Origin of the sequence: Flavipsychrobacter stenotrophus, from assembly GCF_002954265.1 — a bacterium.
In the GTDB taxonomy this organism is placed as follows: Bacteria; Bacteroidota; Bacteroidia; order Chitinophagales; family Chitinophagaceae; genus Flavipsychrobacter; species Flavipsychrobacter stenotrophus.
Genome location: NZ_PPSL01000001.1, coordinates 1,046,492 through 1,070,080, shown reverse-complemented (window position 1 = coordinate 1,070,080; position 23,589 = coordinate 1,046,492). Strand labels below are relative to the sequence as shown.

22 protein-coding genes are annotated in these 23,589 nt (G+C 43.8%); 9 read left to right on the top strand and 13 right to left on the bottom strand.

The genetic code is table 11. The annotated features are described in order from the left end of the window. Positions 1-249: 249 nt before the first annotated feature. From CJD36_RS04805 to CJD36_RS04795, 3 genes are all read left to right on the top strand, one after another. A complete protein-coding gene (locus tag CJD36_RS04805; protein ID WP_105037951.1) occupies positions 250-993 on the top strand; it encodes a LytR/AlgR family response regulator transcription factor in 744 nt (247 codons plus the stop codon). A 121-nt stretch (positions 994-1,114) separates the two neighbouring features. Then, positions 1,115-1,546, top strand: a complete 432-nt coding sequence (locus tag CJD36_RS04800) for a MarR family winged helix-turn-helix transcriptional regulator (RefSeq protein WP_105037950.1) — start codon at positions 1,115-1,117, stop codon at positions 1,544-1,546. A gap of 7 nt (positions 1,547-1,553) precedes the next feature. Continuing rightward, positions 1,554-1,901, top strand: a complete 348-nt coding sequence (locus tag CJD36_RS04795; RefSeq protein ID WP_105037949.1) for a GIY-YIG nuclease family protein — start codon at positions 1,554-1,556, stop codon at positions 1,899-1,901. 79 nt (positions 1,902-1,980) lie between these two features. Here the strand turns inward: CJD36_RS04795 and plsX are convergent, their stop codons facing one another. From plsX to CJD36_RS04750, 8 genes are all read right to left on the bottom strand, one after another. After that, a complete protein-coding gene (gene plsX, locus CJD36_RS04790; RefSeq protein ID WP_105037948.1) occupies positions 1,981-2,961 on the bottom strand; it encodes a phosphate acyltransferase PlsX in 981 nt (326 codons plus the stop codon). A 15-nt stretch (positions 2,962-2,976) separates the two neighbouring features. Then, on the bottom strand, positions 2,977-3,192 hold the full coding sequence (rpmF, locus tag CJD36_RS04785) for a 50S ribosomal protein L32 (RefSeq protein WP_105037947.1): 216 nt from the start codon (positions 3,190-3,192) through the stop codon (positions 2,977-2,979). Between the two features lie 68 nt (positions 3,193-3,260). Then, positions 3,261-3,833, bottom strand: coding sequence for a YceD family protein (locus tag CJD36_RS04780; protein WP_105037946.1), 573 nt, complete (start codon positions 3,831-3,833; stop codon positions 3,261-3,263). A 171-nt stretch (positions 3,834-4,004) separates the two neighbouring features. Further along, positions 4,005-4,907 carry a DUF58 domain-containing protein gene (locus CJD36_RS04775; protein WP_105037945.1) on the bottom strand — a complete coding sequence of 301 codons (903 nt, stop codon included), beginning with the start codon at positions 4,905-4,907 and terminating at the stop codon, positions 4,005-4,007. A 279-nt stretch (positions 4,908-5,186) separates the two neighbouring features. Then, positions 5,187-6,845 carry a TIM44-like domain-containing protein gene (locus CJD36_RS04765; RefSeq protein ID WP_133162494.1) on the bottom strand — a complete coding sequence of 553 codons (1,659 nt, stop codon included), beginning with the start codon at positions 6,843-6,845 and terminating at the stop codon, positions 5,187-5,189. Between the two features lie 142 nt (positions 6,846-6,987). Continuing rightward, complete coding sequence (locus tag CJD36_RS04760) at positions 6,988-8,085, bottom strand: SPFH domain-containing protein (protein ID WP_105037942.1); 1,098 nt, start codon at positions 8,083-8,085, stop codon at positions 6,988-6,990. Positions 8,086-8,196: 111 nt separating this feature from the next. Further along, positions 8,197-8,715, bottom strand: a complete 519-nt coding sequence (locus CJD36_RS04755; protein WP_105037941.1) for a hypothetical protein — start codon at positions 8,713-8,715, stop codon at positions 8,197-8,199. A 117-nt stretch (positions 8,716-8,832) separates the two neighbouring features. After that, the gene (locus CJD36_RS04750; RefSeq protein ID WP_105037940.1) at positions 8,833-9,672 is read right to left on the bottom strand and encodes an endonuclease/exonuclease/phosphatase family protein; all 840 of its coding nucleotides are present in this window, start codon (positions 9,670-9,672) and stop codon (positions 8,833-8,835) included. A gap of 98 nt (positions 9,673-9,770) precedes the next feature. Between CJD36_RS04750 and CJD36_RS04745 the strand changes: the two genes are divergently transcribed. The 5 genes from CJD36_RS04745 (at position 9,771) to CJD36_RS04725 (ending at position 15,076) form a co-directional block, all read left to right on the top strand. After that, positions 9,771-11,471: a DNA polymerase/3'-5' exonuclease PolX gene (locus CJD36_RS04745; RefSeq protein ID WP_105037939.1), complete on the top strand. Its 1,701-nt coding sequence runs from the start codon at positions 9,771-9,773 to the stop codon at positions 11,469-11,471. Positions 11,472-11,538: 67 nt separating this feature from the next. Continuing rightward, positions 11,539-11,763 (top strand): hypothetical protein, encoded by a 225-nt coding sequence (locus CJD36_RS04740; RefSeq protein ID WP_105037938.1) that lies wholly within the window; start codon positions 11,539-11,541, stop codon positions 11,761-11,763. Positions 11,764-11,878: 115 nt separating this feature from the next. After that, positions 11,879-12,784 carry a MauE/DoxX family redox-associated membrane protein gene (locus tag CJD36_RS04735; protein ID WP_105037937.1) on the top strand — a complete coding sequence of 302 codons (906 nt, stop codon included), beginning with the start codon at positions 11,879-11,881 and terminating at the stop codon, positions 12,782-12,784. Between the two features lie 111 nt (positions 12,785-12,895). Beyond that, positions 12,896-13,642 carry a glycosyltransferase family 2 protein gene (locus CJD36_RS04730; protein WP_105037936.1) on the top strand — a complete coding sequence of 249 codons (747 nt, stop codon included), beginning with the start codon at positions 12,896-12,898 and terminating at the stop codon, positions 13,640-13,642. Between the two features lie 39 nt (positions 13,643-13,681). Next, positions 13,682-15,076, top strand: coding sequence for a protoporphyrinogen/coproporphyrinogen oxidase (locus tag CJD36_RS04725; protein ID WP_105037935.1), 1,395 nt, complete (start codon positions 13,682-13,684; stop codon positions 15,074-15,076). 112 nt (positions 15,077-15,188) lie between these two features. Here the strand turns inward: CJD36_RS04725 and CJD36_RS04720 are convergent, their stop codons facing one another. From CJD36_RS04720 to CJD36_RS04700, 5 genes are all read right to left on the bottom strand, one after another. Continuing rightward, positions 15,189-18,890: an NHL domain-containing protein gene (locus CJD36_RS04720; protein WP_105037934.1), complete on the bottom strand. Its 3,702-nt coding sequence runs from the start codon at positions 18,888-18,890 to the stop codon at positions 15,189-15,191. Between the two features lie 58 nt (positions 18,891-18,948). Continuing rightward, positions 18,949-20,736: a MutS-related protein gene (locus tag CJD36_RS04715; protein ID WP_105037933.1), complete on the bottom strand. Its 1,788-nt coding sequence runs from the start codon at positions 20,734-20,736 to the stop codon at positions 18,949-18,951. 142 nt (positions 20,737-20,878) lie between these two features. Next, complete coding sequence (locus CJD36_RS04710) at positions 20,879-21,385, bottom strand: KdsC family phosphatase (protein ID WP_105037932.1); 507 nt, start codon at positions 21,383-21,385, stop codon at positions 20,879-20,881. 162 nt (positions 21,386-21,547) lie between these two features. Next, the gene (iscX, locus tag CJD36_RS04705) at positions 21,548-21,787 is read right to left on the bottom strand and encodes a Fe-S cluster assembly protein IscX (RefSeq protein ID WP_105037931.1); all 240 of its coding nucleotides are present in this window, start codon (positions 21,785-21,787) and stop codon (positions 21,548-21,550) included. A 179-nt stretch (positions 21,788-21,966) separates the two neighbouring features. Beyond that, complete coding sequence (locus CJD36_RS04700) at positions 21,967-22,305, bottom strand: 2Fe-2S iron-sulfur cluster-binding protein (RefSeq protein ID WP_105037930.1); 339 nt, start codon at positions 22,303-22,305, stop codon at positions 21,967-21,969. A gap of 158 nt (positions 22,306-22,463) precedes the next feature. Here CJD36_RS04700 and CJD36_RS04695 point away from each other — a divergent pair, with 158 nt between their 5' ends. Next, positions 22,464-23,420, top strand: a complete 957-nt coding sequence (locus tag CJD36_RS04695) for a ribose-phosphate pyrophosphokinase (RefSeq protein ID WP_105037929.1) — start codon at positions 22,464-22,466, stop codon at positions 23,418-23,420. The last annotated feature ends 169 nt before the right edge of the window (positions 23,421-23,589 follow it).

Here is a 23,589-nt window from a genome sequence, read left to right as displayed (position 1 = left end):
GAAATTGCTGATTTTGTGGGTTGATAAATCATTTTTACAATAAGATATTTGTTATTGTGTGGTTAAGTAGCCGAAAATTTTCTATCTTTCGCCTTGATTTGCTTGATGTTATCCGCCTTCTGTACCCGGGCGGAAACTATCAAAATAAATGTAGCCATTCACGTCGTATAATATTTTTTACGGAGTGTGGATGCCTGATAAATGAGGATGAACTAAGAAAATCTGGGTACAACTATTATCACCGCTTATATGGAACAAGTAATTTCAATTCTTATTGTTGAGGATGAGGATATATGGGTACATAACCTTAGCCTGCTGCTCGAAAATTTTGGGTTCTCTGTTGTTAAGGCCGTCAGCACAGTAAAAGATGCTTTGGCTGCATTTTCTGCCTGCGATTATGACCTTGTATTGATGGATATTAACCTGGATAGCCGTGGCGGTGGTATAGAGCTTGGGAAGGTGCTGCATAAGATGTATAAAAAGCCATTTATTTTCGTAACATCAGGCGATTATCATGATGTTAAAGAGGCTTCGGTTGCCAATCCTTCGGCTTACCTTACTAAGCCTATCAATGCCAGTTCGCTGTTTGTAGCCATACAAAACGCTATTAATAATTTCAGTAATAATACTGGCGCTCCGGAAAAGGTAGCTGAAGAAAACTTTAGTTTCTTTTTTGTAAAGCATGGCAGCAGGTATAAAAAGATCGAATGGAAAGATGTAGTGTATATCACTTCTCAAAAGAATTATGTAAGTGTGTTTAATGCGTCTGATAAAGCCGAATACCTTATTAGAAGCTCATTACAGAAAACTATGCAGCATATTATTCCAAAGAGTATACATAATCAGTTTGTGCAGGTAAACAGAGCTGAGGTGGTTCAACTATCTTTTGTGAACGAAATAACCAGTGATGAAGTAAGGACCAATTACCGCAACTTCCCAATATCAGAGTCGGGTGGGAAGGAGTTGAAGAACATGCTGAAGGGAGTGATGTAGTTCTAATAAACATTAGAAGACATAAGGGCGATCCATTTGGGTTGCCTTTATTTTTTTTGCCCGTTAATAGAATTGATTTACATTTGCAATATACTTGACTAATCAAGTATATTGCAAATGTATGAGCGCACAAAATCGAACATTAAGTATTATACTCGCTTTAGCCAAATTACAGACAGTCGTCACTCGCAAGTTTGACGCTAACCTAAGCGTACATGGCCTCAGCTTTAATGATTTTATTATTCTTCATTACCTGTCTAATGCTCCCGGCAACAAACTGCGTCGCATAGACCTTGCCGAGCAAATGGGCATTACGGCATCGGGTATCACCCGTACATTGGCACCACTTGAAAAACGCGGGTTGGTTGGCCGGGAAGCTAACGAGCACGATGCAAGGGTGAGCTACGTTGTATTGGCCCCTGCCGGAGAGGAGCTATATAACGTATCGATGAAAGCAGCAATGTATGCAGCCAATGCGGTTTTGCCTGTATCTAAAACAAAGAAGATAGTTCAGCTGGAAGAGCTACTATTAGAAATATTATCCGTTTCATAAACAAAGCATGAAAACAAAACAGGAATTAAAAGAGTCATACAAACTACTGAAGTTTAAGATGGGGGTGTTTCAGATAAGAAATATCATAAATGGGAAAATATGGTTAAGCAATAGCGTGAACATTAAGGCTGCATTTAATAGAAACCGCACATCTCTGAAATTTGATAGCCATCAAAACCAATTGTTACAAAATGATTGGAATGAATATGGGGAAGACAAGTTTGTCTTTGAGATACTATCTGAATTAGAAGAGGAAGTGGACAAAGTGATGGATTATAAGAAAGAATTAAAGGTGTTGGAGGGTATGTATCTAGATACATTGGGACCCTCTGGGGAAGCGGGTTATAACATGTAGTGCTCATTCGGTATGCACACACAAAAATTAAGAGATAGCTTTTGCAGCTATCTCTTATAGAAAATAAAATGTGTTCTTATTAGTTATTTGCGGCCTCTGTAGGGGTATCTACCTGCTGTTTGAACTGTTCTTTGATCAAATCGGTAAGGTTAGAGCTAACTATTTTTTCGGCTACTTTTATCATGTTCTGGAAAGCAAGGGCGTGGCTTATGCCATGACCAATGATAACCGGAGCATTGATACCGAGAATAGGAGTACCGCCATATTTTTCGAAGTTAAAGTCTTCAAGGAATGGATCCTTAAAGCCTTTCTGAATAGCCAGGATGTCGTATAATGACTCTGCCATCTTCAGCATAACGTTACCAGCAAAACCTTCGCAAACAATTACTTCTGCTTTGTTGGTGAAAACATCACGACCTTCTGCATTACCTACGAAGTTGATACCCTGGCACTCTTTTAACAGAGGATAGGTGCTTTGCGCCAGCAGGTTGCCCTTGCCTTCTTCCTCGCCAATGTTGAGTAATGCCACACGAGGGTTTTCCATACCCAGTACGTGCTTTGAATACAGGCTACCCAATTGGGCAAACTGTACCAGGTGTTCCGGTTTGCAGTCGGCATTGATGCCTACATCGAGCAGCAAATTAAATTTGCCATCGAGACGAGGAATAGGAGAAGCAATAGTTGGACGTAAAACGCCTTCGATCGCTTTTACTGAATACATAGACCCTACCAGCATAGCACCGGTATTGCCTGCACTCATAAACACATCAACCTTACCCTTCAGGAGCATGCCAAAACCCATAGATATACTAGAGTTTGGTTTTTCCTTTAAAGCTTTGGTGGGGTGCTCATGCATGCCTATGATCTCAGGAGCATCTACCAAAGTAAATCTGCCCTGGAAAGGTTCCAGCTCAGACATAAATGGTTTTGCTGCATCCTTGTTGCCAATCAGCACGAGGTGTACATTAGAATCGTGCGATTGTTCTAAGAACAATCGCACACCCTTAATAGCTTCGGCAGGAGCGTAGTCTCCGCCCATGATATCCAGCCCTATTTTCATCAAGCGAAAATATGTTTATTGATTAGCTTCACCTTCAGCAGCAGCAGCAGGTGCATTGTCAATTACCAATTTTCCTTTGTAGAAAAGTTTACCTTCTACCCAGTGTGCGCGGTGGCGCAGGTGAGTTTCACCTGTTGTTCCGTCTGTGCTCCACGTTTCTGCGAAAGCTTTGTAGTGTGTCCTGCGTTTTGCACCCCTTTGTTGTGAGTGGCGTCTTTTAGGATTAGGCATCTTACTTTATTTATTGTTTGTTATTTATTACTATTTATATCACCCTGTTCAGAACAGGAAATTTACTACTATTTCTTTTCTTTTTTCGTTTTTGACGAAGAAGTTTTTTCAATTTTTATCGACTCCAGACCTTTCCACAACGGATTGGCTTTTGGCTCGTCGATCTCAGAAAGCTGGTCTAACAAATTGAGCGCCTGTGCGTTGCAACCTGATGTGCCGTCTGCATGATCGGGATGTATATGCTGCAAAGGTACACTAAGCAACAAGAATTCATACATCCAATTACTGATATCGATAACGGTTTCACTTCTGGGTATAAATACCACATCGTCTTCGTCTTCGATAGTGCCGGCTTCCTCGCTGGTGAGCTTAATGATGAGGTTAAATTCATCCCAAAGATCAAGTTCAAAATCGTCTCCGCAACGGTCGCACTGAACAGTCAGTTTTCCTCCTATGTCAAAGTGCAACATGAAAAAACTTTCATGTTTATCAAAAGTCAATTTCACCTGGGCTTTCCAGTTGGTGAAGCTATCATCAACTTCTCTTTCCTGCATAAAACGATCATCAATATCGTATATGTAAGTCTGAGGTCCTGGTTTTAACCCCTGCCAAGCTATTTCAAATTCCCGATTGTGTTTCATCACCTCTAATATTGGCAGCTAACAGTTCCCGGTTTGGAGGTTGTTGGCGAGTTAACTATTTTATTCTCAATTAATTGGATCGAACACCAATCCTAACCTCATGAAACTACAATGCACAACTCTTCTTCTCAACTCCCAAAAGGGTTGCAAAGGTAGGTAAAAATCTAATAATTACATTAATTTATTTCTCTTGACCAAAAAAGCATGTAAAACCTCGTCTACGGGTTGAGAAAGATCCACTTTTATCCTGTCTATCTGGTACTGGTGGCACTTGTTCTCTATCACCTGCTGAAATTCTTTCATTCGGTTTACGTACTGTTCCTTTATCTGCTGTGGCTGTAGTTTTATTCTGTCTCCGCTTTCCATATCTACAAACTCATAGGGCCTGTTCTCAAATTCAAAGTCGAGTTCCTGGCTGCCATCCATAACATGGAAAAGTATGACCTCATGTTTATTGTAGCGCAGGTGTTGAAGTGCAGAAAATAGTGCGTCGACATCATCGGCCTCGTCAATCATATCGCTAAAAATGACCACCAGTGATCTGCGGTGCATTTGCTCGGCTATGAGGTGGAGGGCTGCCGCGGTATTCGTCTTCTTATCTGCTGACTGATAAGAAAGGGTATTCTGCAGCTCGGTGGTCAGTTGCCTGTAATGGCTGTGAGCAGAGCGACATTGCGAAAAGTAATTGACCTTATCATCGAACAGTACCAGAGAAGCAGCATCCAATTGTCTCTTTAATAATTGTATAAGGCTGGCGGCAGCTATGCAGGAAAATTGTAGTTTATTTACCTTCTTCTCGTCTTGCGGAAACTGCATAGATGATGAGGTATCAATAACCAGGCAACAACGGAGGTTGGTCTCTTCCTCAAAACGCTTGATGAATAGCTTATCCGTCCGGCCAAAAACACGCCAGTCGATATAGCGCAGCGGGTCGCCAGGGTTATAGAGCCTGTGTTCGGCGAACTCTACCGAGAAACCATGAAATGGGCTTTTATGCAGCCCGATAATAAAGCCTTCCACCACCTGGCGGGCAATCAGTTCTAAATTATCGGCTATAGGGCGTTCCAGAATCATACTGTTTCAAAGTTAGGTGAATTTGCAATTTGACAATTCGGCAATTTGACAATTTGGCAATTAATTGGGTGATACCCGATTGAAACAAAATTTGAATCGGGCATTGGTTTGGTGTAATGTGTTGTTTTTCATGTGGTTGTGGTTTTGGGTTATGCCCGATTGTGACCGATGGGTGGGAGGGCGGCGAGCGAAAGAGCGGAGAGCGGAGAGCGGGTGTCTAAAAGACGACCCGCCCGATGGCTGTTGGTCGGAAGACACAACAGAGGCCAATAAGTTCAACTAATCGCTATCACTACTATCACCGTCGCTGTCAGAACTATCGTCGTCATTGTCGTCTCCCCAGTTGTTGTCGTTTTCTGGGTGATCATTATTATCGTTGCCAGAGCCGGAGTTATCGTCATTTGAATTGTTGAACAATAACATTGCCGCTGCGGCACCTGCAATGAGGGATGCGGTACCGTAATCGCTGCTATTGTCGCTGCCTGTGGTATTGTAGTTGGTGTGGTCTGCATGACCTGCCTGCCAGGTAATGTTGGTCAAAACCCAGTTGGTCTGCTTATCGACTACCGGCGCATCGCAATAGGTACATTTATCGTGGGTGGTGTCGGTAAATGGTGCACCGCAAGCACTGCACTCGTAGCTGAACACGGTTTCGCCAGTGGTGGCTTTGTGCTGTATGTTTTTGTTGCGGGACAGTTCTAATGAGCATCCATCGGTGACAAAATCTGGGTCTAACATTGTAATTGTATTCCCACTTAATCTTACTCTTCTGTACGTATAAGTGATATCAAATGAGAGCCGGATGAGTTCAGCGTCTACTGTATACCCTGCAAGTGTAACCGCATTGAGGTACATTCTGTCCCAAAGAAACAGGCCAAGGCTTTCTCTTTTTGCCAGGATAGCCTGTGCCATCTCGGGTTCTGAGAATCTTGTCAATCGTTTTTTATCCTTGCCTGCCAGTACCTCTGCCACCTGCATAAAGACATTTGAGGCTATATCTTCCATACGCTGAACAGCAAAGAAAGGATCGCCAGCCATGAGCTCCCTCAACTCATAACTATGGCTTAGGCCAGCGCCTCCTGTATAATCATCAGACTGCGTGATCTCGCTCAGCACCCAGTCGTAAGCGGCACTGTTGGTAAGTGTGTTACAATTGCTGCAACGACTTATTTCGCCCATCTTTACTTCGAACACTGCACCACAGTTGGGGCAATTGTTATTGTCATACAGATTCTTTTCTCCGGCACTATCTGCGCGCTTTATGAATGTCCAGTACTCGGTTGCCGTATCTCCCCTGAAAGATTCATTGAACTGAGGGTACTTATTGCTTACAAAGCTATCGTCAATGGAAAATGCGATAGCTACTTCTGCCGTACGATACTGACTATCTGAGCCGGAGTTCCCTGCTGATATGCCGTGGATGCGAATGTTGCTGAGTATATTGCTTTGGCCAAGCAACTCCATCATTCTGAATTGGGTGGTCAACCTTTGGTACATACCATCGGAAAGCCATTTTCTTACCTCTTTCAGATCCTGACGTTGCCATGCGTCCTGAATAGCCATAAAAGAATGGGCAACCTTGTTGGTGTCCAGACCATCGGGGAATGGTTTAGATGGTGGCAGGTCGCGGGTGGCGTTGGCGGCCTTTGGTTTAACATTCTTGATTATTAAAATAATGATCACCACCACAATGATCAAAATAATGAAACCAATGCCTCCGCCGCCACTACCACCATTTCCGTAATAGCTGCCACTTGAATGACCATAACCGCCTGAATAGCCACCGCTATGTCCTCCGCTGCTATGCCCGCCACCTCCGCCACCATGGCCACCAGCCCCGCCTACACGAGCAAGAGCTTGGTTAGTGAATAGAGCGGCCATGCATAATGAACTCAGCCTGGTAACACGGGAAGACAGCTTTGTGGTTAAGGACTTCATGAAACGGAGATAGTGGATGGTGTTAGTATTTAGTATTCTCGTTGTTAACTAGCTAACAGGCGTTGGCCTTTTGTGGAGCCTCACCCCGGCCCTTTCCAAAGGGAGAATGAGGCGTTACGTGATCGGTGCCGATTGGTTAGAGCTAGCCTAAAGGCGGTGGCACATTATTGAAATGGGTGCCTATATCGCTGATGCTTTCTGCTGTTGCCCATGCGGCCATGCCCGTTTTCCAGATCATTGTTTCGCGCCTGATGGTGCCATTCTGTATAATTTGTATGATCTGGTTGAAATCATAAGGACCTGCCTGCTTGCCATCGATACCTGTAAAATACTGCACCGGTGTAGGCAGTGGCGGAGGGGTAGAGCTTGACTGTGGTTGTGTTGCTGAAGATGCCTGACTCAGGGAATTGGCCATCATATTACCTACGCTAAGCCCCGCGCCAAAGCCGGCACCCATTCCTGCTATTCCTTCGTTGGCCGCAGCTATCTCAATGCTCTTGGCAGATTTCAACTGTGCCAATTGCTGCATATCTACCTTATTCAGGCGGGAGTATTCGAAGATCTCCTTCTTCAACTCCTCAGGCATAGACACGTTCTCCACCATAAATTTGGTGATCTTGAGTCCGTAGTCGTCGAAGTCTGCATTTAGTTTTTCAAGGATGATAGCCGAGAGGCTTTCCAGGTTTGACGCGAATTTTTCAATCGGAATATCATTTGCTGCCGCGGCTGTAAATCTGGTAGCGATGATGCTTTTCAGTTGTCCGCCTATTTCTTCGGTGGTGTATTCCTGCTCTATGCCTGCTATTTCTTTAATGAACTTGCCGGCATCGGTGACCCGGAACGCATAGGTTCCAAATGCACGCAGCTCTATCATGCCAAAGCGGTCGTCGGATAGGGTAATGGCATTTTTCGTTCCCCACTTCTGGTCTATAGCCTGGCGGGTGCTTACAAACAGCACATCGGCCTTAAAGGGACTGTCAAAGCCATACTTCCAGCCTTTGAGTGTAGCCAGGATAGGCATATTCTGCGTTTGCAACGTGTACATGCCCGGCTGAAATACATCGGCAATCTTACCTTCGTTAATGAACACGGCCTGCTGGGCTTCCCGCACAGTGAGTTTCGCATTCATCTTTATCTCATTCTGGTAACGGGGAAACTTCCACACAAGGGTCTCAGCATCCTGGTCGGGCCAGTCAATTATATCAATAAATTCATTTCTCAGTTTATCAAATATGCCCATGGCTAGTTGTTTTTTAGTGATGTAAATATATGGAATTTGCAATGCAGCTTTTTGCTATGATTGTGCTAATTTTTCGTGCAGATTTAAAGCAGTTAACATAGGTGAATATGTTTAGTGAGTAATAATAAGAATGAGGTTATGATCGAAAGCGCCGCAAAACATTTCGTACACCCCTTTCCATAGGTCTTTGTTTACTCCTTTTCTTATTTCCATCATATTCCGCGCAATTTCCAGTCCATAAAGAGCAGGGGCAAATTTTACTCTTCCAATTGGCTGCATGTCTATTGTCCATGGCTCTTCTTTGTAAGCGTTAGGTACAAATACCTGCACGCTGTCCAGCTTATCCCACATATCATAGTCTATTGATTGACGCTCATTACGCCATGCATTTATTCTGTTGGTATCGGGTATATTGAACGGAATGGGTCGCTCGTTTATGTTATTGCCGAACAAAGTAAATAATCTTGCATCTGCTATGACATCTCCGGCTTCATTACGGGCATCGATTATTTCATAAAAACCATCATTATAGCCCAACTTAAAAAAGCTTTTTAGAAAATCTGCTTTAATATTAAAAGAAGCGTCATAATCCAGCAATTTGGTAATGCCGTAACCTATAATGGCACTCATAAGTAGTACTGTTTTTGATAAAACTAGCCAATTAGCAGCCGCAACATCTTATATATGTACTGCCGTGCTGAAATAATTAACAGGTGTGTAAAACGAAGCCAGTATTTTAATCTCGTTTCAATACTCTACCTCGGCCAACACAGGGAAATGATCGGAAGGATACTTGCCATGATAGGTGTCTGACAAAATACCCCAACGTTTAATCTTAAAATGTTTGGTCGTGAAGATGTGGTCTATGATATCGCTGCCATCTATCTGCTTGCCAAATCCATTGAATGAGGGGTTATTGGTATAAGGATGATCTGCCTGTTCATAAGTATCTTTTAGTGTGCCTGAGGTGGCTATGATCTTGTAACAATCTGTGCTGTACCCACCATTAAGATCTCCGGTGAGTATGACTATATTATCTCCGGCTATTTCCTTTATCTTTTTTAGTATCAGCTTGCTGCTTTCTTCGCGGGCTATCTGGCCCTGGTGGTCATAGTGGGCATTAAATACCCACAGCATCTTGCCCGATTGTTTGTCTTTTAGCTGTACCCATGAACAGATACGCTTGCAGCATGTGGCATCCCAGCCAAGGGTTGGTTTGTCGGGTGTTTCAGATAGCCAAAAGTCGCCTTTGTCTTTCAATATAAAGCGATCTTTCTTAAAGAAAATGGCTGAGTGTTCACCGGCATCAATACCGTCATCGCGGCCCACACCATAGCGAGCATATATGGGTAGGGCAGTGCTGATGTCGTCGAGTTGGTTCTTTAAGCCTTCCTGTGTGCCGAGTATATCAAAGTCATAAAACTTAATGAGCGATGCGACTGTTGGTGCGCGATCTTTCCAAAGGTTACCAGCATCGGCGGGGTTGTCGTAGCGGAGATTGTAGGTGCCGATGGTTATGTGTTGGGCGCTTACCGCGGCCGACAGGAAAACGAAAATAGCTAAGATGGAGGTAATGCGTTGCATCATTGGTGTATTGGTTACCGCAAGATATAAAAGAGTGCATATGTTTCACTCTTTTACTTTTGCCCCAACACACCTACCTTTACCCTCCCAATTTTGTACTCATGACCAACAAACAAATAGCCGACCAATTTGAGCTTTTATCTAAGCTGATGGACCTGCATGGCGAAAATAGTTTTAAAACCAAAACCTATGCAGTGTCGGCCTATAACATAGATAAGCTAGGTGTGGAATTGTCTACACTTGATGAAGCGGAGCTGTTTAACATGAAGGGCATAGGGGAGTCGACTGGTAAGAAAATACTGGAACTTATACATACCGGCCGCATGACGGTACTGGAAGAGATCATTGCCAATACACCTCCCGGTATACTGGATATAATGGCCATCAAAGGATTGGGGCCCAAGAAGATATCGGTTATATGGAAGGAGCTGGGTATTGAGTCGGTAGGTGAACTGGAATATGCCTGTAATGAGAACAGGTTGGTAGCGCTAAAAGGGTTTGGGGCCAAAACGCAGGAAAGTATATTGCAGAGCATCAGCTACCTGAAGCAGAATGAAGGCTTCTTTCTGTGGTCTGATGCCGTAGCGGTAGGTGAGGGTATTGTGGCCGCATTGCGCACCAACTTCCCCAATAATCTGTTCTCAGTGTCTGGTGCCGCCAGAAGGCAGGTAGAAGTGTTAGATGCGGTGGATATCATAACTGACCTGGATAAAACAATTCTGAGGAAACAATTTGCCGAAAGCGAAGATGTGTTGGTGGAGGTGATAGCAGATGATGTATTGCACATAACTGTAACTATGCGCCCCAAGCTGGCATTCCGTTTTGTGACTAAAGAAACTTTTTATAGCAAGTTATTTACGACAACCGGTAGTGAAGCATTTATAGATGGTTTTATAGATGGTTTTAATGCAAAATATAAAGTGCCGGAAAATGTTGCTTCAGAAGAAGAGATCTTTTCAATGAATGGCTTACAATTCATTCCTCCGCCAATGCGGGAGGAAGCCGGGGTATTGAATAAGGCTGCTGCTAACGCCCTGCCAACGCTCATTACAAAGGCAGATATCAGGAGCATCATACACTCGCATTCTAATTACAGCGACGGGCAGAATACAATAGAGGAGATGGCCAAGGCCGCCATTAAAGATGGCTTTGAATACCTGGTGCTGAGTGACCACTCGCAGGCTGCTTTCTATGCTAATGGACTGACACCTGAACGCATAGCCCAACAGCATGCCGAGATAGATGCTATCAATGCAAAGCTGGCGCCATTTAAGATATTTAAGAGTATCGAAGCTGATATATTGAATGATGGCAGCCTCGATTATTCATCATCTGTACTCAACACTTTTGACCTGGTAATAGCCAGTGTGCATAGCAACCTGAAGATGAACGAAGAGAAGGCCATGACCAGGGTATTGAAAGCCATAGCCAATCCTTTTACTACTATACTGGGGCATCCTACAGGCAGACTGCTGTTGTCACGTAAGGGGTATCCGCTCGATCATAAGGTGATCATTGATGCATGTGCCGAATATAATGTGGTGTTAGAGGTCAATGCCCATCCGCGCAGGCTGGATCTTGACTGGCGCTGGATAGAATATGCTATTGAGAAGGGAGTATTGCTGTCAATTGACCCGGATGCGCACAGTATCAACGGTTACAAAGATGTTTATTATGGCGCTATGATCGGGCAGAAGGGTGGTCTTACTGCTAAGCATAACCTGAGTAGTTTTACGCTGCCACAATTTGAGGAGTTTTTAGTGAATGTGCGGAAAAAGAAAATGGGTTCAGTTATCGTTTGATATTTAGCTTGGGGCGTTGGCACAGTTTTGTTTATACCATAAGCATAACAAAATAAAAACAACGACCATGAAAACGAAATTGATAATGATCGCAGCCTTGATAGGCGTTATGGCCTTTGGGTCTTGCAAAAAAGATTATACATGTACATGTACAACTGTAATAGGTTCTGCTTCTACTACCGATGCACACCAGATCAATGATGTGACATTACCTGATGCTAAGAATACCTGCGACAATTATGAAACTCAGGCCAACAATTCATACCCGGGAGGAACTACCTGCCATCTGTAATTTAGAGCCACAGGTATAGTGTAAAGCCGCTTTTCTGCCAGACAGAAAGCGGCTTTATTATGATAATTGCAGGCTAGTTCTATAAAACACTATTTTTGCCGGTACATAACGAATAATGAACGCTACACGAAGGGCCTTATTGATCTTGCTGTCTGTTGCCACCGGAGGGTTGTTTGTGTATTCTGCCTATAGCAAGGCATTTCCCATCTACACATTTGAGGCGACCATGGTGGAATACCTGCATTTTCCGTGGTTATTATCTGCCATTGCTGCCCGTTTGTTTGTGGGGCTGGAGGCAGGTATGGGTTTGCTGATTGCTGCCAATATCTATGGAATGCGTAAATGGGTATTACAATGCGCATTCTGGTTGCTGATGGTATTTAACTTGTACCTTATTTACCTATGGGTAGCCTTTGGGAATAACGTAAACTGCGGGTGTTTTGGCGATGCTATATGGATGAACCCATCAACGTCTCTTATAAAAAATGTGTTGATACTGGGGGCGATTGGTATCTTATTGAAATTTAATAAAGGTATCAAAGGGCTTTGGGCTGGTATAGCCATAGGGTCTATATCTCTCACAATGCTCATTCTGCCATTTATATTGTTCGTTATTTCTATTGATACACCAACTAAGCTTGACCTGACACCCATGTATGTGGGAGGGAAAACACCAATACCCGCTGTAGAACTTAGAAAAGGTAAGTATGTTATTGCGTTTGTTAGTCCGTCATGCTCTCATTGCAGAAATGCTGCTTTGAAGATGCACCAGATGAAGCAAAAATACCCGGACCTGCCGTTTTTTATGATCATCGGAGGTACTACCAGCGACCTGACGGATTTCTGGAAGGCATCTAATGCACAGGACCTCCCGTATGTGCGCATGGATAAGGATCTTTTTATGAAATATACCGGAGGCGTATTTCCTGTTATACTTTGGGTTAATAATGGTAATGTGGAAACGAAGGTGAGTTACCGGGATATGAATGCACAGTCTATAAATAACTGGATAAAAAAGTAAATTGTGGATATTATTTTACAAATAATCCATCCATTTTTTATATTTTAGCCCCGCGATCGACTTCCTGCTGTTTGTGGGGGTGGATAGATATACCTATAAAACAAAGAAAACATGCAATATCAGCAAACCGGGCTAATAGTCGTTATACCGGTATATAATGAGCAGGAATGTATTGAAGAAGTGCTTACGTCGTGGGGTAATTTCCTGAACGGGTATCTCAAAAATGTTTCATTTAAAATAGTGGTTGTTAATGATGGATCGAGGGATAATACGCCTAAGATACTGGATGAAATAGCTACTAAATACCCCTATCTGCATATAGTACATCAACAAAATGGTGGTCATGGTGAAGCAGTGCTTAATGGTTATTCAATAGCACTTAAATTTGACCCTGACTGGGTATTCCAAGTAGATAGCGATAACCAGTTCCTTCCCGAAGATTTCCCGAAATTGTGGGAGAACCGCACCAAATCTAACTTCCTGCTGGGTTACCGCAAGAAGAGATATGATGAGTTCAACAGGTTGATCATTACCCGAATAGTACGTGTCATTATCTTTATGCTCTACAGGGTATTAGTTACCGATTCTAACATTCCATACAGGTTGATAAAAGGTAAATACCTGAAGATGCTGATCAATGACCTTCCGGGACGTCCGTTTGCACCAAATATCTTTCTTACTGTAATGGCTAAGAAAGATGGTAATGATCTTATGTTCATACCTGTTACCCACAAAGAGCGCGAGACAGGGCAGGTGTCTATCATTAAGCTGAAACTGTTGAAAGTATGTGTACGCTCTGCGAGGGAATTATTCAGCTTTGCATTTACTGTTAAGAAGCGCAATATGTCCGGTCTATAGGGTCCGGCATTTTACTATTAAAAAATTACATTTTACCGAATGTCTCATCATAAATACATCATTATTGGAGCAGGCCCTACGGGTCTGGGTGCAGCTTACAGGCTTAAGGAATTGGGCGTGGAAGATTTTACAGTGCTGGAAAAAGAACCGACAGCCGGTGGATTGTCCACCAGTTTTGTGGATGATATGGGCTTTACCTGGGATATTGGTGGCCATGTGCAGTTCTCGCATTACAAGTACTTTGATGACCTGATGATGAAGGCGCTTGGCGAAGACGGTTGGTTGAATCACCAGCGTGAATCGTGGGTATGGATCCGCGATCGTTTTGTACCCTATCCGTTCCAGAACAATATTCGCTGTCTACCTAAAGAAGAAATGTGGCAGTGCCTGCAGGGATTGATCAAGGAATATAAGAGTGCTAGTTACCCAAAGCCCGCTAACTTTCGTGAATGGATCATAGCTACCCTGGGGCAGGGTATAGCCGATGTGTTCATGATTCCCTACAACTTTAAGGTATGGGCATTTCCTCCGGAAATGATGAGTTATACGTGGATAGGTGAGCGCGTAGCAATAGCTGACCTTGAAAAAGTTTCAAAGAATATACTGTTCGATATCGAGGATGTGTCATGGGGGCCTAACAGTACATTCCAGTTCCCTAAATATGGTGGTACCGGTGCTATATGGTTGAGCGTGGCTAAGATGATCGGCCATGATAAATTCCGCTTCGGTAGTCATGTAGAAACGATCGACGAAAAGACAAAGACCATCTACTGTGCAGATGGCAGTACACATACTTACGATAAGCTGATCAACACTATGCCTATGGACATACTGGTGCATAAGCTGAAGCATGGTAATGATGCGCATAAGGAAGTAGTGAAGCTGCTGAAACATTCTACTACCCATATCATAGGTGTAGGATTGAAGGGCAAGCCAGCGCCAGATCTTGAAACCAAGTGCTGGATGTATTTCCCTGAGGATAATTGTCCATTCTACAGGGTTACGGTGTTCTCTAATTATAGTCCTAATAACGTACCGGATATCAACCAGCATTGGTCGCTGATGGCAGAAGTAAGCCAGAGCGAATGCAAGCCGGTAAATGCAGACACGATAGTTGAAGAGACCATACAGGGTATGCTGAACACCAAGTTGATCGAGAGCCGTGAGGACATTATCTCGGTTTGGTACAAGTCGCTAGATTATGGTTACCCAACACCTTCTACAGATAGGGATAAGGCGATCAATAAGGTTGTGCCTGAGTTGGATAAATTGGACATCTACAGCCGTGGCCGTTTTGGTGGCTGGAAGTATGAGGTAAGCAACCAGGATCATTCATTGATGCAGGGTGTGGAAATAGTAAACAAACTTGAACTAGGTATTAATGAGATCACTTTCCCATTCCCGGCTACTGCTAATGCAATGTGGGGTAAGTAAGGTGAGAGCGAGAAAGAGAGCGGAGTGCGGTGTTTTTCTACGATAAATATTTAATAGCAATGCCCTGCCGGAAGGCGGGGCATTGCTATTAGGTAGTGGACTGAAAGTGTCTTTATCTGGTCACTACGATCTTAGCTGAAAATGAATTACTGTTTGTGATGGCCGTGAGGAAGTAGATGCCCGGAGACTCGTTAAGGATAATTTCTGAGGGCGTGTTGGTGGCCAGGTTGTATGTTGCGATTTTTCTTCCTGTAATGTCGGTAATAGTAACGCTTACTGTTTCTTGCGAGGAAGAAGTTAAATTGAATATAAACAGGCCATTGTTGGGGTTCGGTGTTATTGTCATGGCTGCAGTAACTGCCGACGTTGATGCCACATTTGTATGACTGCAGTCGCTTACAATTATGGTATAGTTTGTAAATGATGAACAAAATGCATTTGACACGCTATAGTTGATAGTAGTTGTCCCTGCACTCATACCTCTCACATTTCCTGCACTATTTACGGTGGCAATACTTATGTTAGTCGAGCTCCAGCCACCGCCGGTCACAGTTTCAGATAATGCGATAATAGAGTCGGTACAAACTGTATGAGGTCCTGATATCATTCCTGCCAGTGGCATCGGGTTTATTGTTATGGTATCTGTGGTAATGCTAATGCCACATGTATTGGTAACTGTATAGCTGATGATTGCTATGCCGGCCGTATTGCCATGTACTACACCGGTGGTATTTACTGATGCTATTGTTGGCGCGCTGCTTGTCCATACTCCACCTGTAGTGGAAGCCGATAAAGTAACAGACTGATTTGCACATAGAGAAGATGCTCCCGTTATTACACCACTAACAGGTACCGTAACTACATTAATGACTTTGGTAACGTAGTCTGCACTACAGCTGTTGGTAATGGTATAGGTAATAGTAGCAGAGCCAAGCGCAAGCCCTGTTATTACACCAGTGCTATTTACAGCAACTATAGCCGGGTTACTGGAAGACCATGAACCATATGCTGCATACGCAGTGTCGTGCAAGGTAGCAGTAGTGCCCAGGCAAACCGTGCTGTTGCCCGTTATATAACCGGCAGCATGTGTGGTTATTTTGCGTACGCATTGTAAGTCCGATAGAATAATGTTATCCATTGCATCTACAGTTAAATCGAAAACGTCCGTAAATGTTGCGCCTGAAGCTGGTCCTCCATCACCTGAATATCCTGAGGCGCTACTACCTGCAATAGTAGATATAATGCCGGTACCCATATCCACCTTCCTTATCCTGAAATTTACATAATCGCTTATAAGTAGATTTCCGTCATGGTCAACAGCGATAGCTTCAGGATCGTTTAGCCTTGCAGCTGTTGCCGGCCCACCATCTCCTGAAAAACCGGTTGCTGCTGTGCCTGCGACTGTGGTTATAATACCAGATGGAGATACCTTGCGTATAACGTTGTGTGCCGGGAAGCTGGGGTTAACGGAGGCAATATAAAGATTTCCCGCCGCATCAATAGTAATATCTGTAACGATGCCCAATTCAGCTGCTGTAGCCATGCCTCCATCGCCTGAATAGCCAACACTACCAATGCCGGCAAAAAGAGATTGCACTCCTGATGGTGATATTTTCATTACATTATGAGCGGAGCCTCCGCCAATATAGCAGTTGCCCGCGGCATCGAAGCATATCCCCTTGTGACTCAATGGGCTACCTGGCCCCCATGTAGTAGCTATACCACCGGTAGTTACTTTCACTGTTGTTGCATTGCTCCTGGTGATGTATAAGTTTCCTGATGCGTCAAATGCCAGAGAGGATGGTTCTTCACCAGTTATAGTTCCTGCATGATAATATTCATCGATTATACCTGCTGTATTTATTTTTCTTATAGAAAAGTTATTCTGGTCTGCCAGGTATACATTTCCCGTATCATCTGTGGTAATGCCTGCTATAACATCAATATCAGCCGCCAGTGCCGGTCCGCCGTCTCCTGGTGAGCTTCCTGCAGTTGACATGTCTCCGGCTATCCTGTTTATTATATTGTTTGTAAATGTGGGTTGTATGGTCACAACTGCAGATACAACAGTGGTGCCACATGCATTGCTGACTGCATAGCTAAATGTATCTATACCGGATAGGATAGCAGAAATAATACCCGCACTGCTGATTGTTGCCAACGTGGTATTACTGCAGGTCCATGTGCCGCCTGGCGTGGCGTCTGTAAGCGTATAGCTGCTTCCCGGGCATACCGCCGATGGTCCCGCAATACCTGCCACTAGCGGTGCTGTTGCAGAAACCGTTATATTATGCATAGCGGTGTCGCTGCCGCAACTGTTAGTCAATGCGTAACTGATGGTTGCTGTTCCGACAGAAAGTGCTGTAACTGTGCCGGTACCATTTACCGATGCTATTGCGGGGGTAGCGCTACTCCATATTCCTCCCGTAATTGTACTGCTCAATGTAATGGATGTGGGTATGCAGATGCTTCCGGGGCCGGTAATTGTTCCTGCGTTGGGTAGTGGATTTACAGTTATTGATGTTGTTGCGGATGCCGGTCCGCAGCTATTTGTAACAGTATAGCTTATGGTAGCTGTGCCGGCACCTACGCCATACACATTGCCATTAATGTCAACGGTAGCAATGGAAGGAGCGTTGCTGCTCCAGGTGCCACCAACAGTAGTTTCGCTTAGAGATAAACCGGTTCCGGGACACAAGCCAGCTGCTCCGGTAATTGGATCAATAGTAGCAGTGCCTCCCGGGCATGGAATTTTCCGGATCACACTATTACCCGCATCTGCTATATAGATATTGTTGTAAGGTGCTATAGCTATGCCTTCAGTACGGCTTACTCTTGCTGCGGTTGCAGGTCCGCCATCACCTGAATAACCATCGATGCCGATGCCGGCTATTGTAGATATTATACCTCCTGATACTTTTCTTATCCTGTAATTGATCCAGTCAGGGATATAGATATTGCCCGATGCATCTACCGCCACTCCCGTTACCATGCTTAAAGGTGTAGCTGTTGCTGCTACACCGTCTGCGCCATAGCCAGTTGATGCATTTCCTGCCACAGTGCTTATAATACCGCTCGTATTTATTTTGCGAATGCGGAAGTTACCATTATCGGCAACATAAATATTGCCTGAAGCATCAACCGCTATTCCATTTGGTGTCTGAAATCTTGCGCTGGTGGCAGCCCCGCCATCACCGGCGAATCCTGTAAGGCCATTACCTGCAATGGTGGAGATGATGCCGGAAGTGTTTATTTTGCGTATACGTTGATTTCCGCCATCAGCAATGTATATGTTCCCGGTTGCGTCTATCGCAACTCCCTCGGGGCGAGCCAATTTTGATAAACCAGCAGCACCGCCATCGCCACTAAAGCCAAATGTGCTGCCTGCTATTGTAGATATGTAGCCCGATGTGTTTACCTTCCTTATTCTGTTGTTGTCGGCGTCGGCTATATAAAGGTTTCCAGCCGCATCGAATGCGATACCTGATGGCGTGTATAAATTGGCGGAAATGGCAAGTCCGCCATCGCCGCTAAACCCATAGGTGCTTGTAGAACCGGCATAGGTAGTTATTATGCCGGAAGAGTTTACCTTCCGTATAACATGGCCACTGATGATGTACACATTGCCTGACGGATCTAAGGCTACACCACGGCAATTAATTAGTCCGGCGGCAGTAGCGGCACCATAATCGCCGGTATTAGTTCCTCCCGAAGAAACGTTGCCCGCAAAGGTGGTCATTACCTGGCTGTTGGAATGAAAGGGCAACAGAAACAGTATCGCAATTAAAAGCGAATAGTGAAAAGGTTTAAACATAATTTGTATTTAAAATTGCTTAAATATATGATAATATAGTTGATGAAGGAATTTCCCCTTAATTTACTATCCCCATCTGCTTCATTAATATGGTGGCATTGTTGGATGTTGATACGCCACGCTTTAACTTGAAGTCAAAAGATAATCTGTTGGGTTCTACCTTGCTTTCGAAATGGTAGTTGCTTACCTTGTCTTTGTAGTGTGTTGCCATATCGCCGAGGCCGGTGTCGTGGGTGGCTACAATGCCTATGGCATGAAAGGTGAGGAGTGTCTCAACTATAGAGCGGGTACCTTGTTGTTTGTCGGTAGAATTGGTGCCGCGGAGGGGTTCGTCTAATAGTACCAGGTAAGGACGATCGGCTGTTCTTACCACGTCCATAATAGATTTAATCCTGTTTAGTTCGGCACGAAAATAAGATACATCGTCCTGCACGGAATCTGTAATACGCATAGATGTGTACATGTCTATAATAGGCATAGATAGCTCTTTAGCCGGCAATGGTACGCCCATATTGCATAGCACATTGGTGACACCTATAGTACGGATAAATGTACTCTTGCCTGTCATATTGGCTCCGGTAAGCAGGTAGAATTGCTCATCTTTGCCAATATTCACATCATTGCCAATTGCGGTAGCTGGTGGCAGTAGCGGGTGGCGCAAGTCTTTTGCGATAATGATGTTACCACTTTCGTGAAGTGTGGGGTAGATGTTGTCGGGATTGTTGAACGTGTATACTGCACAGCTTACATAAACATCAACAGTGGTTACTGTGTCGAGTGCGTTTAGCAAAGTGGCCTTGTGCTTTTTACGCCACATTTCCAGCCGCAGCATGCAGTACAGATCAAACAGGAAGAGGGAATTAAGGACCGGACCAAGGAATACATTGTCGCGACTGTCGAGCAGTCGTAACAAGCTTTTAAATTGTTTGATCCCTTTCAAAGATTGCTTTGCCTGTGCGCCGGCAGTTTGCAGCCACTGGCCTTTAAAGTCATTGGTGGCAAGCTGGGAGAGCAGGCGCTCGAATTTATCTATGAACGCTTCGCTGTTGCCTATCTGTGCTATTGCCTTCTTTATCTTCTTTTGATAGATACCCAGTATTACCCAGTTGAGTATGATGAACAGTGAAACAAATGAGGGTGGAGCGATTGATAAAGCTGTGCAGGCTATAAGTGCGATAGCAGATACTTGTATAGTAACGGTAATGGCTTTTATGCCGGTATTATTGATAAAGCCATCTTCTCCATTCAGCCAATCAGACAGGCGCTTCTGGTCATGATCGCCTTCTTTCTCAATGGCTCCTGCCACACGAAAATCCTGCAACAGATCGGGCAAGGTGCTTAGCTCATTTATGATTTCCTGGCGATCTGCTATGCCGGACTTAGACTGGAAAAGCGTAGCGAAATTTTCGGCTAATTGCCTGGCGCCACCACGGGTTGCTGAGCGACATAGTAATTGATAAACTGAACCTTTACCAAAAATGTCTAGGTCGTAAGTGTAGGGGTGGGCAACATTCGTGTACTCGGCTCCATCAGGAAAGGCGCTATGATCGCCTTGCAATGCTTTAAGCTCATTATCTATGAGTGTGAACTGTATGCGTAGTTCCTCTTGTTTTTCCGTTAGCTGTGTATGATATCTTACCAACGCCAGAAAACCCGCAACTGTTGCAGCAAATAACCACCACTGCCAGCTTTCGCCATTACGGAATGCATAGATAAAAGCACTTACTCCAGCTATCGCCATCCAAAGGCGCCCCATCGCCAGTCGGTCTCCCGTTTTTTTTATGCGGTCAAGAAGTGTATTTAGTTCTTTCTTCTTTTGTTGGTAATAATCGGCGGGTGATTGCATAGGTATGTGTTATCTACAGGCAATAAGGTAAAAAATCTACCACCGGTTGATACGTCGGTTGTAGGTGTTTTCGCAAGCTGGATACTTGTATTGATCAGGTCGAATCGAGCTGCCTCGACCAGTATAATTGCCGTGTTATTTTTTAAGCAGGCAGCTCCCAGTCTCCATTGAGCTTGAGTACCTTTTCTATTACATCGCGCACACAGCCTTTTCCGCCATTAAGTGGAGATATGTATTTTGATACGTGCTTAATCTCTGGTACAGCATCGGCAGGGCAGCAGGGAAGTGCGCATAGCTGCATTACAGCATAGTCGGGTATGTCATCGCCCATGTACAATACATGGCCATAGTCGGTGCCGTAAGTAAGCGCCATCTGGTGCAACACTTCTTTTTTGCTGTCAATACCTATATGTACATCTGTTACGCCCAATCCGTGCAAGCGCAGCTTTACGGCTTCAGACCTGGCACCTGAAATGATCCATACTTTGTAGCCTTTTTTAATGGCCAACTGCATGGCATAGCCATCTTTTATGTTCATACTGCGCAGCATATGCCCGTCTTCAGTAAGCAAAAGGTTGCCTTCTGTGAGCACGCCATCAACATCAAATACAAAAGTCTTTATCGGGGCAAAAAGTTCGAGGATGTTCATTTCGTTCAATTTGGCAATTATTCAATTCGGCAATTTGACAATGAGGTAATTCAGCAATCTGGTAAGTGGACTTTGATATGTCCCAAATTTTGATGTTCGTCTTTAGCGAGATGCATCACATCCCCCTTCATTGTCGAATTGTCAAATTACCGAATTGCCAAATTATTTCTGGTTATCTCTCCATTCGTATACCCAGCCACTCTGTATCATTTCCAGGTAGCTTTCGTTGCAGGCTTCGCGCTTGCCGGCGAAATTGGGTATTTCCATTACCCAGTCAAGCAGTTCTGTAAAGCGTACTCTGTATATTTTGCTTTCGCCGAAATCATCGCCAAAGCGCTCATAGAGTTTCATGGAAATGTCTTCAAAATCGGTCCAGTTTATTGGTGGTTCAAAATGAGCCATATAATTTTTTAAGTTAAAAGTTAGCAGTCAAAACCTAAAAGTGCACGGTCTTGTGAATACCGGCAAAAGTTATAGGTGGTAAAAAATAAATGTTATTTAATCGAAAGGTTTTTAATCCAGATACTAAAATATGTTGCATACAACACTTTGAGCTTTTTACTTTTACCTTTTGACTTGAATTAATCACCGTGAATCATGGACTGATCAGGTAGCGTTACTTCGATAAAGCCTTTTTCACATTCACCAAGAAAACACTGGCAACCCAGCCTTGAATTGATACGGGGATTGCGTGCGCGATCTATAAAGTCTTCTTCTTTATCGGTGATCTCCGGTACAAATTCATCACCTTTTTCCATGTACAGATGGCAGGTACTGCAGGCGCAAACCATACCACAGTTGTGGTGCAATTCTATATTGTTATCCAGTGCTACTTCAAGTAAACTTTGACCCGGGGCTACATTTTCGAGGATCACAGGCGTGAGTCCTTTTTGTTCAAAATTGAATTTTATAGTATACATTCTCTTGTTTTCGACGTGTTTGGCGGCAAAGTTAATGCATGCGGGGTAATCTTCCCTATTATCCGTCTATATAACTATAGGGTAGGGGTAAAAGAACTTAAGAAAAAAATAATTTTAGGGTACAAAATCCATTTTGCAATCTTAACTTTGCCGCCCATATGCAGCATATTGATTCTTCAGTAAAAATATTTTCGGGTACCGGATCTGGATATCTTGCCGAAAAGATAGTTGAGAGCTATGGCACAAGGCTTGGCCACATCAGCATTCAGAAATTCAGCGATGGTGAAATGCAGCCTGTAATACAGGAATCGGTGCGTGGCGCATACGTGTTCCTTATACAGTCGACATTTGCTCCTGCAGATAATCTTATGGAACTTTTGCTGATGATCGACGCTTGTAAAAGAGCATCTGCAGGGTATATCACAGCGGTAATTCCATATTATGGTTTTGCCCGTCAGGATAGAAAAGACAAGCCACGTGTGGCAATTGGCTCTAAACTGGTAGCTAATTTGCTCACCACAGCAGGTGCTAATCGTGTGATCACCATGGATTTACATGCTCCGCAGATACAGGGTTTCTTTGATATTCCGGTGGATCACATGGACTCATCTGCAGTTTTTATTCCCTATATTGAAAAACTAAAGCTGGAAAACTTTATCTTTGCGGCCCCTGACGTAGGAAGTACTAACCGAGTGCGTGAGGTAGCTAAGTACTTTGAGGTGGACATGGTTATCTGCGATAAGCAGCGTAAACGTGCCAATGAGATTGCCAGCATGACTGTAATTGGTGATGTAAAAGGCAAAAATGTAATACTGATAGATGATATCTGCGATACTGCCGGTACACTTTGTAAATCGGCCGCAATGCTTATGGAGAAGGGTGCACTATCTGTAAGGGCATGTTGCACACATCCTGTTTTGAGCGGAAATGCATACGAGAATATAGCTAATTCTGTTTTAGAAGAGTTAGTGGTTTGCGATACAATACCATTGAAGAAACAAACGCCTAAAATAAAAGTATTGTCGACAGCTGAGCTCTTTGCAGTAGCTATCAGGAATACTTTTGAAAATAAATCTATCAGCTCTTTGTTCATTCATAGCAATATGAAGTACTAAGAGAGGATAACATGTTAAAAGGGTAATAGGTTAAAAGGGCTGAGTATTGCCTTATTAACTATTTAACTAATTGACTATTTAACTAAAAAAATTAACGACTGTTTATACAACAAAACCTGTCCCCGCAACGGGAACCTTTATTATTAAAAATGATTTCAACGACCGGATG